A 14,022-nucleotide genomic window follows, 5' to 3' on the forward strand; every position below is an offset into this window, starting at 1 on the left:
ATCAGCTGTCACCGGTAGAGTTTGAAAAGCGTTACGCAATGAGCTTGCAAGGTGTCTAGAGAATCCGGGGCGATTCAGCCCTTCGCAAAAGGCGAGCATGACTGGCTGATTGCCCAGGCTGCGACTTCATGCACTTTATGGGTTGCGAGCGCGGGCACACAATAATCAGAGTTATCGGGTGAGGCTTTCGGTTGCTGGCGAGAGCTTGATGCCTATCGCCGTGAATGACGTTACCAGTCTTTGGAAAACACCGATCAGGTCGTGTCAGTTGATTTTTTTGGCCTTACGCGGCAAATTCATGCCATGAACAGACACCGTTTCCATTGCGCCAACCCAATTATTACCACCTTCACCTAGGTGGTGGGACTGCGCACGATTGCCGAACCCCCGCCTCAGATGCGGGGTTTTTCATGCCTGCTTCCGAGGCTCACTCAGGAGCACAGGAATGGACACACTGACCCGAACTCTCAAGGAAACTATCGAAGCCGCTGATCGAGCCATCACCGCCGAAGACTTCGACGAACTGATGAAGTTTTATGCGGATGACGCAAGTCTCGTGGTTAAACCAGGGCTGACAGTCACAGGCAAAGACAGCATCCGCCGAGCATTTGTCGCCATTGCGGAGCACTTCAATCACAGTATCGTTGTCACGCAGGGGGATATGCAGGTTATACCGGGAGGTGACGTCGCTCTGGTTATCATGGAGACCCTGTTACAGGCCACGGATAAGGTGGGCATAAAAACCGAGATTTCGCGCAGGGCGACCTACGTGTTCCGGCAAGTCTCGGAAAAGTGGCTATGCGTAGTGGACAATTCTTATGGGACAACGCTATTGGATAGCGCCGTCTGATCGTAATGGGCAATTCAGGGAGAAACGCTTGGCAGTCATATCCGCAGTGCATACGCTACGCCCACCACCCGATCTTGATTACTACGACGTAAGGTCGACCCCACTACCTCGCGAAGTCACGGCCCTCGAGGTTTGGAACATCGTTACGGCTGGGCATGGGGCTCTAATGCAGCTGGCCTTTCGAATTCGAGACAGGATCTCCTCGCTGTTTGGTGGGAGGCGCATAGGCGGATTTTCGGGGCGAAGTCGAGAGGCGGTGCTTGAGGGGGATTACCTGGATTTCTTCCTGGTGGAGCATAGTGCGCCTGACATGCTGGTTTTGACTGCGCGTGACCGGCACCTGGATGTCATGATCTGCCTTTCCATAGTTGATCGCGTTCTCACGATTACCTCTTCAGTCGTGACGCATAACCTGTTTGGACGCATTTATATGCTCCCGGTAGGTCCGGCCCATAAGCTGATCATCAATAGCGATATGAAGCGGCTCAGGCGCAAGCTTGAAGAGGGCTGATGTATTGTAGTCATCCGATCAACGTATCTGGCTCTTGTTATATAAAAACAGCGGTTCGTGTACTCAAGGGGTCTAAACAGAATGCTAAATAGGATGTTTGCTGCTGTATCATTTTGCATTTGAGACGGCTGCCTTATCGGCAGGGGTCACAGTAGGGTAAAGAGGGAGCTTGGCAGATGAATAAGGCAGTAACAGTTGCATTGATGATATGGTCGATGTGTGCAGGTGCGGAAAATAAAACTTATGATCTCAGCCCGCTTTTCAACGGCGCACTCAAGGCAGAGTTTACAGGCGTAGCTACCAGCCGTGGCGAAACGATTGCTGGCGCTTTGATTGATAAAAGCGGTAAAAAATTTATCCTTTCCGATACCTGCGAACCTGAGGGTGGAAATGCTGGGCTAAAAGATGCGTTTGTAGTCACCGCCAAGAAAAACTATTTCTTATTCATATGTGCCTGGCCTGTCCAACATCGAGGCCTTGGCATCAACGGTGTTGAGTATGAAGTGTTTTTATACGAGGGCGAGCATTTAAGTGCGCTTGAGAAAAACGTCGTATTTTCTCGAACTCTTTCTGGCTATGAGGGAAGTCTGGAGGAGGGTGGGTATAGTTACGCATGGTATGTGCCACGTAAAATTGCCAAAGATAAACTCATTGAACTTGAGTCGGGCAGGTCGACGGACTCTCTGGATTTGGCTCACCAAATAGTCTTGGCTCGTCTGAAAGACGAGGATTATGAAGGTATCAAGGCATACCTGGATGCTGACAGAGTTGCGCAGTTGAATAAAGAGTTTCCTGTTGGAAAGTCAAATATCGTTATTTATAACGATTTTGGCTACGCACTTGGGCAGGCTGGTGAAAATGACTTGGCTTATAAAGTGCTCAAGTCTGTTGAGCAGATTTCTCCTGAGCGAATGGTTCTACAACTGAATATTGCGGACGTTTTGTGGGCGTCTGATAAACAAACAGCAAGAAGCTATTATCATAAATATGTTGAGTCTATGCGCCAGGCCGGGAAGGAAAAGTTAATTCCGCGAATCGTACTGGATCGAATAAGTTCAACCTGAAAGCACTATAGGGATGCATTTATTTAATAAAGTGTAAAGAGCACCCAGCCTCACACCCCGCTGCCTCGAAACCGGGGAGGGCCGTGTCGCGTTGGGCGTTTCCTGAAGCGTGTCTGAAACTGACGCTGAACCGGGAAAAGAGCTACGTAGCACGGCCTCGGCCGCCCAACTCAGTCGTCAACCCGTCTAGATCAATGGTTGCGACGCAATTCAGGGTTGCCACACCCGCTTTTGCCGACTACCCTGAAAATGTTTGAAACATTACAAACAATTTAGGGCGCGACCCATTCCAGGGTCGTGCGACTTCAGGACGAGGAACGAAACATGTTTTCACATGAAGGTGCCGCAATAGAGCTATTGCTTTTCATATTTTCCTTGGCTGGCGTGCTTCTGGTCGCCTGGTTCATTCACCATCAATACGAACGAAAGACCGGAAAAGGCGTTAAAAAACAACAAAACCGCAGTGAAGGGCGCTCAACCTGAGCTTGCTGCCCTGCGTCTTCTCTCGAGCCAGTCATTGATGACTGGCTTTTACCTTAAAAGCGCTCCCCGTTTAGCCCCAGACCTGCCCGATTGCCAGCATTGATTGCTGCGTATCCATTTGTCGCTTGAGTTGAACTGGATGTAACAATGTGTGTCAGATATGACATGCAGTTCAACCCCAGCCCGATGGACTCCTCCATGCGTTTTAAAAAGAAATCCTTAGTTGCCGTTGTGTCGTGCGCAATGTTGTTTGCGGCTGCGCCGCTGCTGCCTGCGGGACTGTCAGTCATGGCCTCTGCCTATGCCAAAGACGGCGGCGGGCATGGCGGTGGCGGCGGTAACGGAGGAGGCGGGGGGGGGCATGCGGGCGTGGGGCACGCGGCCGGCTCCGCGGGTAAAGGTCTCGCTGAAGGTCACGAAGCCGACCATCAGGGCAGGGCTGTTCGAGATCATGGCGTGAGTGGCAATCATGTTGGGCGCGCTCTCAAAAATGATCGGGGTCATGGGCTTGCCACATCCGGTGTAGCGCACTCCAAAACAACCCAGGGACTATCCAAGGCCACGGCGATCTCGGCGACTACGCCAGGGGATCACAACCTGAAGGGACTGAGTCAGGCCGGCAACTCAACTTCCCACTAATTGGCGTTCGCAGCTCACCGGACCGCAGGTTGGGTGGGGTTTGTGAATCCAGCTTTCAGGACATTCAGAATGAAGCGCGCAGCAGTAATACTCTTGGCCACCACCGGCCTTCTCCTGCTGGGGGGCTGTGTGCCTGTGTGGGACGACGGCGGCGGGTATGGCCGTGATCATTACAGGCACTACGATCACGACCGCAGGTACTACGACCAGGGCGATGACAACGATCAGGGGCGAGGCCGTCGCTACGATGATCGTCGGTATGACCGCAATCACGGCCGTGATCGCGATGATCGGGATGACTGACGCCTGAACAGTCGATGGCAGCCTGTAGCGTTACAGGCTGCCATTTCCTAAGCACTATCGAAGAAAATACCCTCCCCGAGACAGTCACAGTCCTTACATTGAAACCTTCTTGTGGTTGAATGCGTGCGTCAGACAACGGAGGAACCGTTGTAGCTGATTTCCGAATGATCGGTACGATTGCTTCACCCACAAGGAGTTACACCATGCAAGGAAGTCTGCAGTTCAAGCACCTGCCGTTTTTGTTGATCCCGCTGATTGCCGCCTGTACCACCACCGATAGAACACGCGAGCCTGCGGTTGCCATCCAGGCGATGCCGGGGCAGGTGCCGGCGTTCGATAACTGTGGCGTAGGCTGTCCTACCGGCGGCAGTCCGCTGACGTTGAATCGCCAGGCATACACCCTGAACAACAACGGCTCGACCAAGTTCGCCAACTGGGTGTCATATCGAATCACCAAGAACACACCGGCGAGCGGCCGGGCGCGCAATTGGGCGACGGACCCGGATATTCCGCCCGGAGAAACCCTCGACCCCGTGGATTACAACGGCGCGAATGTCGCCCTCAAGGTCGACCGCGGCCATCAGGCCAACCTCGCGTCAATGGCCGGTGTGGCGGACTGGCCAACCCTCAATTACTTGTCGAACATTACCCCGCAGAAGGCTGATCTGAACCAGGGCCCTTGGGCGCGCCTGGAAGACCAGGAGAGAAACCTCGCCAAAGAGCCCGGCGTGGACCAGGTGTATGTGGTCACCGGGCCACTGTACGAGCACTTTGTCGGCACGCTTCCCGGTACGAACAAGGTCCACACCATCCCCAGCGGCTACTGGAAAATCATCTTTGTCGGCAGTTCGCCGCAGGACGGCATTTACGCCTCGTTCGTGATGAACCAGGAAACCCCGAAAGGCGCGGCTTTCTGCGATTACCAAGTGACCGTGAACCAGATCGAGGAGCGATCCGGGCTGACGTTCTGGAGCAATCTGCCGCAACCGGTTCAAGCCGCGTTGAAAGCGAAGCAGGGGCAACTGCCTGCGCGCATCGGCTGCAACAAAACCTGAGGTACGGCGGCATGAGCGTTACCGGCGCGTTGGCCTCGATATACGCGCATGTCTGCCGCTGATTAATTGTTTGCCGGTGCAGTGACCTGCACCGTCGCAGCCTCCATCGATCTGACAGTGCGGCATTTCTTTTTCCTGCGTAGGAATCGGACGATCCGCTGCCCGTTCCCTTGAAACGCCGCCCCCGTCGGCCATAGCCTCGGACTTTTCTTAAAAACGAGTACGTGCTTTGGGTAAGCGAAAAAAGGTTTGGCCGACGGATCGCGAAATTCGCCTGCGATTTATCCTCTTTGCCGTGATCGACGCCGCGAGCGTCCAAGGGGTTGGCGCGAGTGTGTTGTTGCCCGCACACAAACTGCTGCGCGATTCGCCGACCGAAACGCAGTTACGCGACGCCCTCGCCGAAATACTGTCCGAGGATGAAATGCAGGGTTTCAGGTTCCCACTGGGGTCGGAGGCGGATGAATTGATGAGGGCGTTGCAAGCTTCGCCGGATCAGGGCCAGTCGGGCGGTCCTTGATTGGAGGCAGGGCAGCGCGTCAATAAGACGTGACCTCAGGCAGCCCCCCGTCTTCCCATCACTGTTCGCGTGATGGCCACGGCCTGTCATGCCCCTGTACTTCAAGGACCTGCCCATGCTGTTGCGACAACCTCCACTGCTTTTTGCCGCCCTGGCGTTCAGTTCAATGGTGCACGCCGAAGAGCTGCAATTGGCACCGGTCGAAGTCACCAGCAACGAAGCCAGTGCGGATGAAGTGGCCCGGGCCCAGCTCCAGGCCGTGCCCGGCGGCACCAATTTCATCGACGTGAACAGCGTGCAACAGGGCCGCGTCAGTAGCAACGAAGACGTGTTCAAGTATCAGGCCGGAGTCTATGCCAAGGCGGCCAACAACGAGGGCGTAAAGCTCTCTATCCGTGGTTCGGGTTTGAACCGCAGCCCTGGCGCCCATGCCTCCGGGATTTATGAAATGCTCGACGGCTTGCCACTGACCGGTCCTGGCGGCACGCCCTATGAACTCAAGGACCCGTTGTGGCAGAGCCGGGTCGAGGTGTTGCGGGGCGCCAACGGGTTTGATCAGGGCGCGCTGGCGCTCGGTGGTTCGGTCAATTACGTCACCCGCACCGGCTACGATGCGCCCAAGCTGCAGGTACGCTATGAAGCCGGCAGTCGCGGTTACGCACAGCGTGAGATCAGTTCGGGCCAGGTCCTGGGGGACGCGGATTACTACCTCAGCCTCACCGATTCGGCGTCCGACGGCTACCAGCAGCAGAGTGCGGGCACCGGCAAGGGCGTCGCCGCCAACTTCGGCTATCGCTTCAACCCCAACCTGGAAACGCGTTTCTATTTGCGCTATCGCGAAACCACCAACGACACCCCGGGCAAACTCACCCGCGCCCAGATCAACCACGACCCGCGGGCGGCCAACAGCCTAAACGTCGTCCGTGATTCCAAGCGCTTGCAACCCGGCTCCACCTGGATCGCCAACAAGACCACCTTGCAACTGGACGACTATTCCCGCATCGAAGTCGGCCTCGCTTACCACGACTACCCGATGGACCTGCGCGAAGGCACCAACCGCCTGAAAGTGGCTTACACCGATATCAGCAGCACCCTCAACTATATCCGCCAGGACACGCTGTTCGGTCGCGACAGCAACACCACGGTCGGCCTGCGCACCACCCAGGCGATGCCCAACAACGGCGCCTCGGAATATGTGCGCACGCCTGCCGGGAACACCGCCGGCTACGCACCCGGCACCAAGACCCGCGACTACAGCTACCTGGGCTCCGACACCGTGCTGCATATCGGTAATGACCTGGAACTGGTCCCCGACCTGTGGCTGACCACCGGCCTGGCGGCGATCTACACACGTCGCGAAACCCAGGTCACCTATCCCGATGGCCAGGCGCCGCTCAGCCAGCACGATTGGGACTACGCCCCACGTATCGGCCTGCGTTATGACTTCACCCCGCAATTGCAGGTGTACGGCAACCTGAGCCGTTCGGTCGAGCCGCCGCATGCGTGGTCGATGATCTGGGGTTCCAACAAGTATTTTGCGGGTGGCCCGGCCAAGGGTTTGGCGCGTGAAGGCGTAAGCCTGAAAAACCAGACCGCTACCACCCTGGAAGTCGGCGGCCGTGGCGAGCAATGGTTCGGCCAGTGGGACCTGGCGCTGTACCGTTCCGAAGTGCGCCACGAACTGCTCACCGTGGAAACCCAGGCGCAGACCGCTACCACCAATGCCATCACCGCCGAAAACAACGCCAGCCCCACGATTCATCAGGGCGTGGAACTGAGCCTGCTCAGCCCGTTGTGGGACGGTGGTCGCACCGGCCAGCTCGCCCTGCGCCAAGCCTACACCTTCAGTGACTTCCACTACCGCGACGACGACCGCTTCGGTGGCAACACCTTGCCGGGCATTCCCAAGCACTACTACCAGGCGCAACTGCGCTACAGCCATCCGACGGGGTTGTACACCAGCCTCAACACCGAACATGCGTCGCGGGTGGCGGTGGACTACGCCAATTCCTACTACGCCGCGGCGTATACCACACTGGGCGCTACCTTCGGCTACGACGCGCCCAAGCAGGATTGGCAGGCGTGGGTCGACCTGCGCAACCTCACCAACCGCCGCTACGCCAATACCGTCACCCCGGGTTACGACGACAAAGGCATGGACCTGGCCCGGTCCACACCGGCGGATGGCCGAGGCATCTACACCGGCGTGTCATGGAGCTGGCGTTGAACGGCTGAGGCACGCATGAGCGGGGCGGGCTCAGCCGTCGTTCTGGCGCAGACGCTTGTACAGGGTATTGCGGCTGACGCCCAGTTCCCGAGCAAGGTGGGAAATGTTCCCGCCTACTGCCCTCAAGCGTTGTGTCAGGTCCAGGTCATCAACTGGGTATGCCTGGGGCGGTGGCGAAGCACCTTTGAGGTCGACAAAAAAGTCATCCGGCAGGTGTTCAGGGCGCACCGGCTGGTCTTCCGCCATCGCCAACGCGACCTGCAACACACTGCTGGCCTGGCGCAAGTTCCCCGGCCACGGGTGTTGCTCGAACAACCTCAGCACTTCAGCGCTTAAACCGGCGCGTTGGCTGGGTTCCCGGTGTTGCTGCCACAGTTGCTGGAACAGTGCCTGCTTGTCGGCGCGCTCGCGCAGGGGCGGCAACTCCAGGGCTAGGCCGCCAATGCGGTAGTACAAATCTTCACGAAAGCGGCCGGCCTGCACCCACTCGCGCAACACGCGATTGGTGGCCGAGATAATGCGCAAATCCACCGGGAACAGTTGGCTGCTGCCCACCGGCTGCACGCAGCGCTCCTGCAGCACCCGCAGCAAACGGGCCTGCGTCGGCAGCGGCATATCGCCGATTTCGTCGAGGAACAACGTGCCCTTGTCGGCCTTGCGGATCAGGCCAATGCTGCCTTTCTGGCTGGCGCCGGTGAAGGCGCCTTTTTCATAACCGAACAGCTCCGACTCCACCAGTTCCGCAGGAATCGCCGCACAGTTCACCGCGATAAAGGCCTGCCGGCTGCGGGAACTGGCCAGGTGCAGGGCCTTGACGAACACCTCTTTGCCCACGCCGGTCTCGCCATGGATCAGCAGCGGGATATCCTTCTCCAGCAGACGCTCGGCCTGGCGCACGGCCTTCTCTACGCGGCTATCGCCGAAGTGCAGGGCGTTGAGGCCAATCCCGCTGGGGCTTGGCGATGTCGGTTCACTCGGCGCTGGCGCCGTGAAGACCCGCGCCTGCACCGGGGTTTTCTTCGGCCGTTTCAATACGCATTGGAAGCGGTTGCGTCCCGCGGCCTGGAGTGAAAACGGCAGCCCCTCCGGTTGGTTCAGCAACTCCAGCAACGACACTTTGAACAAACTGTCGATCATCACTCGCGACAGGCTGATGCCCAGCAAATTGTCCGCGCGGCGGTTGGCCGACAGCACCTGGCCGCTCTCGTCAAAGATCAGCAGGCCCGCCCATTGGCTGTCGAGGTTGTTCAGGCCGGTGTTGAAGGTCAGTTGGAAATGTTCGCCGCGAAACAGGTTGAGGATCAGCCGATTCTCCACGGTCTGGCTCATCATCTTGACCATGCCCAGGGTGTGGGAGGGGGGCAGGTAGCTGTCACTGGACACATCCAGCACCGCGATGATTTCACGCTGCGCATCGAAGATCGGCGCGGCCGAGCCGGTCATGAAGCGGTTGGCCTTGAGGAAATGCTCGTCGTGCTCGATATGCACCGCTTGGGCGCAGGCCAGCGCCGTGCCGATGGCGTTGGTGCCGGTGGCGCGTTCCTGCCAACTGGCCCCGGCATTGAACCCACGCGCGAGGGTCGGCGTGATAAAGCGCTGGGTGCCCCACGAGGTCAGGACCTGGCCCTGATTGTCGGCCAGCATGATCAGGCAGTTGGAGTTACTGAGGATGTTTTCGTAATAGGGCAGCACTTCCTGGTGGGTGGTCTGCACCAGAGAATGCTGGCTTTCCAGCAATTGGCTGATGCCCTCGGCGGGCAGCAGGTCGAAGCTGGGAGCACTCTGGTGGTCCAGGCCGAAGGCGCGGCAACGGCGCCATGATTCCTGGATAAGCGTGTCGTGAGCCAAGGGAGCGGCCATGGGGCGACCTTCTTTTTATTGTTATGGGATCTTGCACAATCCAGCGGTCATGTGGGAGGGGGCTTGCTCCCGATGACGGTACGACCGCCACCCATGAATCGACTGACACACCGCCATCGGGAGCAAGCCCCCTCTCACAATTGACCTGCATTGTGTGGGCGATCGAGTCTGAACAGTGTTGTTCAGTACTGTTCATTGTCAACCCCAGGTTGTTCATTTGTGTTCACGTCTGAACAGGCTGTTTTGCCCTTTTCCTTACACATCAAGCGCTTGTGGTTTTGGCATGAATCTGGCTCTGACATCGGGCCAGATCCATTCCAATAAGAAAAAAGGGCGCGCCATGTCATTGACCCTGGAACATGTGTCCCGCGTCGTCGAAGGTCAAACCTGGATCGACGACGCCAACCTGCGCTTTGAAGCCGGTTCGTTCAACGTATTGCTCGGTCGTACGCTCTCCGGCAAAACCAGCCTGATGCGCTTGATGGCCGGCCTGGACAAGCCCGACAGCGGCCGCATCCTGATGAACGGCGTGGACGTCACCCAGCGGCCGGTGCGCTTGCGCAACGTGTCGATGGTGTACCAGCAATTCATCAACTACCCGACCATGACCGTGTTCGAAAACATCGCCTCGCCATTGCGCCAAGCGGGGATGGCCCAGGACCTGATCCAGAGCAAAGTGCTGGAAACCGCCAGGATGTTGCGCATCGAAAAATTCCTGCAACGCCACCCGCTGGAACTGTCCGGTGGCCAGCAGCAGCGTACGGCCATGGCCCGTGCACTGGTGAAAGACGCCGAACTGATCCTGTTCGACGAGCCGCTGGTGAACCTGGACTACAAACTGCGTGAAGAACTGCGCCAGGAAATGCGCGAACTGTTCAAGGCTCGCCACACCATTGCCGTGTATGCCACCACCGAACCCAACGAGGCCCTGGCGCTGGGGGGCACCACCACCATTCTTCACGAAGGCCGGGTGATCCAGAGCGGCAAGGCTGCCCAGGTGTACCACCAGCCGCAGACGGTGCTGGCCGCCGAGCTGTTCTCCGAGCCGCCGATCAACCTGATGCCCGGGCGTATCAGCGGCAACGAGGTGAGTTTCGCGAATTTTGTGCACTTCCCGTTGAATGTCGACCTGCGCGGGCTCGGTGAGGGCGAGTTCCGTTTTGGCGTGCGCCCCAGCCATATCAGCCTGGTGCCGAGCAATGATGATGATCTGGAGTTGGCCGTGACCGTGGAAGTCGCCGAGATCAGCGGCTCGGAAACCTTCCTGCATGTGCGCAGCGAACACTTCCTGCTGGTGCTGCACCTGCCGGGGGTGCATGAGTACGATGTCGACGCGCCGATCCGCGTGTATATCCCCACCCATAAACTGTTTGTGTTCGATGGCCAGGGGCGCTTGCTCCAGGCGCCCGGGCGTCGTATCGCGAGGGTTGCCTGATGGCCGAGATCCATTTGCAGAACCTCGCCCACAGCTACAGCCCTACGCCGAGTGGTCCAGAGGACTACGCCATTCGCGAAATGGACCACGTGTGGGAGCAGGGTGGTGCCTACGCGCTGCTGGGGCCGTCAGGCTGTGGCAAGTCGACCTTGCTCAATATCATCTCCGGCTTGCTCAGCCCATCCGAAGGCCAGGTGCTGTTTGACCGCCAGGTGGTCAATCAGCTGACCCCGGAAAAACGCAACATCGCCCAGGTGTTTCAGTTCCCGGTGGTGTACGACACCATGACGGTGTTCGATAACCTCGCGTTCCCGCTGCGCAACCAGGGCATGACCGAGGCGAAAGTGCACAGCAAGGTGCAGGAAATTGCCGAAGTCCTCGACTTGCAAAACCTGCTGGACAAAAAAGCCCGCAACCTCAGCGCCGACGAAAAGCAGAAAGTCTCCATGGGCCGCGGCCTGGTGCGTGATGACGTGTCGGCGATCCTGTTCGACGAACCCTTGACGGTGATCGACCCGCACCTCAAATGGAAGCTGCGGCGCAAGCTCAAGCAGATTCACGAGCAGTTCAATATCACCATGGTCTACGTCACCCATGACCAGCTTGAGGCGTCGACGTTCGCCGACAAGATTGCGGTGATGTACGGCGGGCAGATCGTGCAGTTCGGTACGCCGCGTGAACTGTTCGAGCGGCCCAGCCACACCTTTGTCGGCTATTTCATCGGTAGCCCGGGGATGAATCTGATCGACGTGCGGGCCGAGGCGGGCGGCGTGGCGTTTGCCGACACCTTGCTGCCGCTGCCTGAGGCGCTGCAGCAGCGCATCGTCGAGACGAACTATCGGAAACTGCAGGTGGGGATTCGCCCGGAATTTATCCACGTATGGGACGAGCACAACCCTGACGCACTGCAGGCGGATGTCTGCCATCTCGAAGACCTCGGTACCTACAAGATCATGACCCTCAACCTCGACGGCGCATTGCTCAAGGTACGCCTGGCCGAAGACAAACCGGTGCCCGCAGGCAACGCCTCGATCAGCTTCCCCGCCCAGTGGCTGATGGTCTATGCCGACGACTACCTGCTGGAGGTGCAGCCATGAACAAGGTGCAGAACAACAAGGCCTGGTGGCTGGTGCTGCCGGTGTTCCTTCTGGTGGCGTTCAGTGCGGTGATCCCGATGATGACCGTGGTCAACTATTCGGTGCAGGACATCTTTGACCAGTCCAGCCGCTACTTTGTCGGCGCCGACTGGTACAAACAGGTGCTGCTCGACCCGCGTCTGCACGACTCGTTGCTGCGCCAGTTCATCTACTCGGCCTGCGTACTGCTGATCGAAATTCCCCTGGGCATTGCCATTGCCCTGACCATGCCGACCAAGGGCCGCTGGTCGTCGCTGGTGCTGATCATCCTCGCCATTCCGCTGCTGATCCCCTGGAACGTCGTCGGCACGATCTGGCAGATATTCGGCCGCGCCGACATCGGCTTGCTCGGTTCCAGCCTCAACGCGCTGGGCATCAGCTACAACTACGCGGCCAACACGGCGGACGCCTGGGTCACCGTATTGGTCATGGATGTCTGGCACTGGACGTCATTGGTTGCGCTGCTCTGCTACTCGGGGCTGCGCGCCATTCCGGATGTGTACTACCAGGCCGCACGCATAGACCGTGCATCGGCCTGGGCGGTATTCCGGCATATCCAGTTGCCGAAGATGAAAAGCGTGCTGCTGATCGCCGTGATGCTGCGGTTCATGGACAGCTTCATGATCTACACCGAACCCTTCGTGCTCACCGGTGGCGGGCCGGGGAATGCCACCACGTTCCTGAGCCAGACATTGACCCAGATGGCCGTCGGCCAATTCGACCTTGGCCCGGCGGCGGCGTTTTCCCTGGTGTACTTCCTGATCATCCTGTTGGTGTCCTGGCTGTTCTACACCGCCATGACCCATTCCGACGCCAACCGCTGAGGCCGCCAACATGAGCAAGCGCAAGGTCATTCCGCTGTTGGTCTACATCCTGTTCCTGCTGGTGCCGATCTATTGGTTGTTGAACATGTCGTTCAAGAGCAACACCGAAATCCTCGGCGGGCTGACGCTGTTTCCGCAGGATTTCACCCTGGCCAACTACAGGGTGATTTTCACCGACCCGAGCTGGTACACCGGCTACCTCAATTCGTTGTACTACGTGAGCCTGAACACGCTGATCTCATTGAGCGTGGCCTTGCCCGCGGCCTATGCGTTCTCGCGCTACCGTTTCCTGGGCGACAAGCACCTGTTCTTCTGGCTGCTGACCAACCGCATGGCGCCCCCGGCGGTGTTCTTGCTGCCGTTTTTCCAGCTGTATTCGTCCATCGGCCTGTTCGACACGCATATTGCGGTGGCCCTGGCCCATTGCTTGTTCAACGTGCCACTGGCGGTCTGGATTCTGGAGGGTTTCATGTCCGGCGTGCCCAAGGAAATCGACGAAACCGCCTACATCGACGGTTATAGCTTTCCCAAATTTTTCGTGAAGATTTTTATCCCACTGATTGGTTCGGGCATCGGTGTCACGGCGTTTTTCTGCTTCATGTTTTCCTGGGTCGAACTGTTGCTGGCGCGCACCCTGACTTCGGTCAACGCCAAGCCCATCGCGGCGGTGATGACCCGCACGGTCTCGGCCTCGGGTATCGATTGGGGCGTGCTGGCAGCGGCGGGGGTGTTGACCATCCTGCCCGGCATGCTGGTGATCTGGTTTGTTCGCAACCACGTGGCGAAGGGCTTTGCCCTGGGCCGGGTCTGAGGAGTCGATCATGGAATGGATGGCCTGGACCACCCCCACAGCCCTGTTCTTCGCGGCGATTGCCCTGTTGCTGGTGGGCATGACCACATGGGAACTGCGCTCACCGAGTATTGCACGGCGCGGTTTTTTACCGATCAGCACCACCCGTGGTGATCGGCTGTTTATCGGTCTTCTCGGCAGCGCCTACCTGCATCTGCTGGTAATCGGCGTCACCGGCTGGAGCATCTGGGTGGCCGGCGTGCTGTCCCTGATGTGGCTGTTGTGTGTGATGCGTTGGGGCTAGGCAAACGCCCTGTAGGAGCGA

Annotated in this window: 16 protein-coding genes; 14 read left to right on the top strand and 2 right to left on the bottom strand. The window is 58.4% G+C overall.

The window, feature by feature from the left end; translation table 11 throughout:
• The first annotated feature begins 445 nt into the window (after positions 1-445).
• The 4 genes from ACQRBT_RS20090 to ACQRBT_RS20105 all read left to right on the top strand — a co-directional run bounded on the left by ACQRBT_RS20090 (position 446) and on the right by ACQRBT_RS20105 (position 2,908).
• On the top strand, positions 446-850 hold the full coding sequence (locus ACQRBT_RS20090; protein WP_412047276.1) for a YybH family protein: 405 nt from the start codon (positions 446-448) through the stop codon (positions 848-850).
• Positions 819-1,361 carry a DUF2867 domain-containing protein gene (locus ACQRBT_RS20095; protein WP_412047277.1) on the top strand — a complete coding sequence of 181 codons (543 nt, stop codon included), beginning with the start codon at positions 819-821 and terminating at the stop codon, positions 1,359-1,361. Before ACQRBT_RS20090 ends, ACQRBT_RS20095 begins: the two co-directional genes overlap by 32 nt.
• A 176-nt stretch (positions 1,362-1,537) precedes the next feature.
• Positions 1,538-2,425 (top strand): tetratricopeptide repeat protein, encoded by an 888-nt coding sequence (locus ACQRBT_RS20100; RefSeq protein ID WP_412047278.1) that lies wholly within the window; start codon positions 1,538-1,540, stop codon positions 2,423-2,425.
• Between the two features lie 324 nt (positions 2,426-2,749).
• Positions 2,750-2,908: a hypothetical protein gene (locus ACQRBT_RS20105; RefSeq protein WP_178126894.1), complete on the top strand. Its 159-nt coding sequence runs from the start codon at positions 2,750-2,752 to the stop codon at positions 2,906-2,908.
• A 53-nt stretch (positions 2,909-2,961) separates the two neighbouring features.
• Here the strand turns inward: ACQRBT_RS20105 and ACQRBT_RS20110 are convergent, their stop codons facing one another.
• Positions 2,962-3,198, bottom strand: coding sequence for a hypothetical protein (locus tag ACQRBT_RS20110; RefSeq protein WP_145977757.1), 237 nt, complete (start codon positions 3,196-3,198; stop codon positions 2,962-2,964).
• Between ACQRBT_RS20110 and ACQRBT_RS20115 the strand changes: the two genes are divergently transcribed.
• The 5 genes from ACQRBT_RS20115 (at position 3,107) to ACQRBT_RS20135 (ending at position 7,652) form a co-directional block, all read left to right on the top strand.
• Entirely contained in the window at positions 3,107-3,547 is a 441-nt protein-coding gene (locus ACQRBT_RS20115) for a hypothetical protein (RefSeq protein ID WP_234016653.1), read from the top strand. The genes ACQRBT_RS20110 and ACQRBT_RS20115 overlap by 92 nt on opposite strands.
• Before the next feature lie 69 nt (positions 3,548-3,616).
• Positions 3,617-3,850 carry a hypothetical protein gene (locus tag ACQRBT_RS20120; protein ID WP_081087044.1) on the top strand — a complete coding sequence of 78 codons (234 nt, stop codon included), beginning with the start codon at positions 3,617-3,619 and terminating at the stop codon, positions 3,848-3,850.
• A 203-nt stretch (positions 3,851-4,053) separates the two neighbouring features.
• Positions 4,054-4,905 carry a DNA/RNA non-specific endonuclease gene (locus ACQRBT_RS20125; protein WP_090370333.1) on the top strand — a complete coding sequence of 284 codons (852 nt, stop codon included), beginning with the start codon at positions 4,054-4,056 and terminating at the stop codon, positions 4,903-4,905.
• Between the two features lie 229 nt (positions 4,906-5,134).
• Positions 5,135-5,425, top strand: a complete 291-nt coding sequence (locus ACQRBT_RS20130) for a hypothetical protein (RefSeq protein ID WP_412047279.1) — start codon at positions 5,135-5,137, stop codon at positions 5,423-5,425.
• 115 nt (positions 5,426-5,540) lie between these two features.
• A complete protein-coding gene (locus tag ACQRBT_RS20135) occupies positions 5,541-7,652 on the top strand; it encodes a TonB-dependent receptor family protein (protein ID WP_412047280.1) in 2,112 nt (703 codons plus the stop codon).
• A 30-nt stretch (positions 7,653-7,682) separates the two neighbouring features.
• On the opposite strand, the gene ACQRBT_RS20140 is transcribed toward ACQRBT_RS20135, so the two are convergent.
• On the bottom strand, positions 7,683-9,512 hold the full coding sequence (locus tag ACQRBT_RS20140) for a sigma-54-dependent Fis family transcriptional regulator (protein WP_244699480.1): 1,830 nt from the start codon (positions 9,510-9,512) through the stop codon (positions 7,683-7,685).
• A 340-nt stretch (positions 9,513-9,852) separates the two neighbouring features.
• Here ACQRBT_RS20140 and ACQRBT_RS20145 point away from each other — a divergent pair, with 340 nt between their 5' ends.
• From ACQRBT_RS20145 to ACQRBT_RS20165, 5 genes are read left to right on the top strand one after another with little or no spacing between them, the layout of a single operon-like run.
• Complete coding sequence (locus ACQRBT_RS20145; protein ID WP_090372380.1) at positions 9,853-10,947, top strand: ABC transporter ATP-binding protein; 1,095 nt, start codon at positions 9,853-9,855, stop codon at positions 10,945-10,947.
• Positions 10,947-12,044: an ABC transporter ATP-binding protein gene (locus ACQRBT_RS20150; protein ID WP_412047281.1), complete on the top strand. Its 1,098-nt coding sequence runs from the start codon at positions 10,947-10,949 to the stop codon at positions 12,042-12,044. The genes ACQRBT_RS20145 and ACQRBT_RS20150 overlap by 1 nt, the downstream gene beginning before the upstream one ends.
• A complete protein-coding gene (locus ACQRBT_RS20155; protein WP_412047282.1) occupies positions 12,041-12,907 on the top strand; it encodes a carbohydrate ABC transporter permease in 867 nt (288 codons plus the stop codon). Before ACQRBT_RS20150 ends, ACQRBT_RS20155 begins: the two co-directional genes overlap by 4 nt.
• 10 nt (positions 12,908-12,917) lie before the next feature.
• On the top strand, positions 12,918-13,718 hold the full coding sequence (locus tag ACQRBT_RS20160) for a carbohydrate ABC transporter permease (protein WP_060755592.1): 801 nt from the start codon (positions 12,918-12,920) through the stop codon (positions 13,716-13,718).
• 10 nt (positions 13,719-13,728) lie between these two features.
• Positions 13,729-14,001, top strand: coding sequence for a DUF2160 domain-containing protein (locus tag ACQRBT_RS20165; RefSeq protein WP_060755591.1), 273 nt, complete (start codon positions 13,729-13,731; stop codon positions 13,999-14,001).
• The last annotated feature ends 21 nt before the right edge of the window (positions 14,002-14,022 follow it).

The organism is Pseudomonas sp. R19M (genome assembly GCF_050312585.1).
Classification (GTDB): domain Bacteria; phylum Pseudomonadota; class Gammaproteobacteria; order Pseudomonadales; family Pseudomonadaceae; genus Aquipseudomonas; species Aquipseudomonas palleroniana.

Bases quoted from the DNA above. Each gene is read 5' to 3' on its own strand.
- ACQRBT_RS20090 (WP_412047276.1), top strand. From the start codon at position 446: ATGGACACACTGACCCGAACTCTCAAGGAAACTATCGAAGCCGCTGAT.
- ACQRBT_RS20095 (WP_412047277.1), top strand. From the start codon at position 819: ATGGGACAACGCTATTGGATAGCGCCGTCTGATCGTAATGGGCAATTC.
- ACQRBT_RS20100 (WP_412047278.1), top strand. From the start codon at position 1,538: ATGAATAAGGCAGTAACAGTTGCATTGATGATATGGTCGATGTGTGCA.
- ACQRBT_RS20105 (WP_178126894.1), top strand. From the start codon at position 2,750: ATGTTTTCACATGAAGGTGCCGCAATAGAGCTATTGCTTTTCATATTT.
- ACQRBT_RS20115 (WP_234016653.1), top strand. From the start codon at position 3,107: ATGCGTTTTAAAAAGAAATCCTTAGTTGCCGTTGTGTCGTGCGCAATG.
- ACQRBT_RS20110 (WP_145977757.1), bottom strand. From the start codon at position 3,198: ATGACTGACAGTCCCGCAGGCAGCAGCGGCGCAGCCGCAAACAACATT.
- ACQRBT_RS20120 (WP_081087044.1), top strand. From the start codon at position 3,617: ATGAAGCGCGCAGCAGTAATACTCTTGGCCACCACCGGCCTTCTCCTG.
- ACQRBT_RS20125 (WP_090370333.1), top strand. From the start codon at position 4,054: ATGCAAGGAAGTCTGCAGTTCAAGCACCTGCCGTTTTTGTTGATCCCG.
- ACQRBT_RS20135 (WP_412047280.1), top strand. From the start codon at position 5,541: ATGCTGTTGCGACAACCTCCACTGCTTTTTGCCGCCCTGGCGTTCAGT.
- ACQRBT_RS20140 (WP_244699480.1), bottom strand. From the start codon at position 9,512: ATGGCCGCTCCCTTGGCTCACGACACGCTTATCCAGGAATCATGGCGC.
- ACQRBT_RS20145 (WP_090372380.1), top strand. From the start codon at position 9,853: ATGTCATTGACCCTGGAACATGTGTCCCGCGTCGTCGAAGGTCAAACC.
- ACQRBT_RS20150 (WP_412047281.1), top strand. From the start codon at position 10,947: ATGGCCGAGATCCATTTGCAGAACCTCGCCCACAGCTACAGCCCTACG.
- ACQRBT_RS20155 (WP_412047282.1), top strand. From the start codon at position 12,041: ATGAACAAGGTGCAGAACAACAAGGCCTGGTGGCTGGTGCTGCCGGTG.
- ACQRBT_RS20160 (WP_060755592.1), top strand. From the start codon at position 12,918: ATGAGCAAGCGCAAGGTCATTCCGCTGTTGGTCTACATCCTGTTCCTG.
- ACQRBT_RS20165 (WP_060755591.1), top strand. From the start codon at position 13,729: ATGGAATGGATGGCCTGGACCACCCCCACAGCCCTGTTCTTCGCGGCG.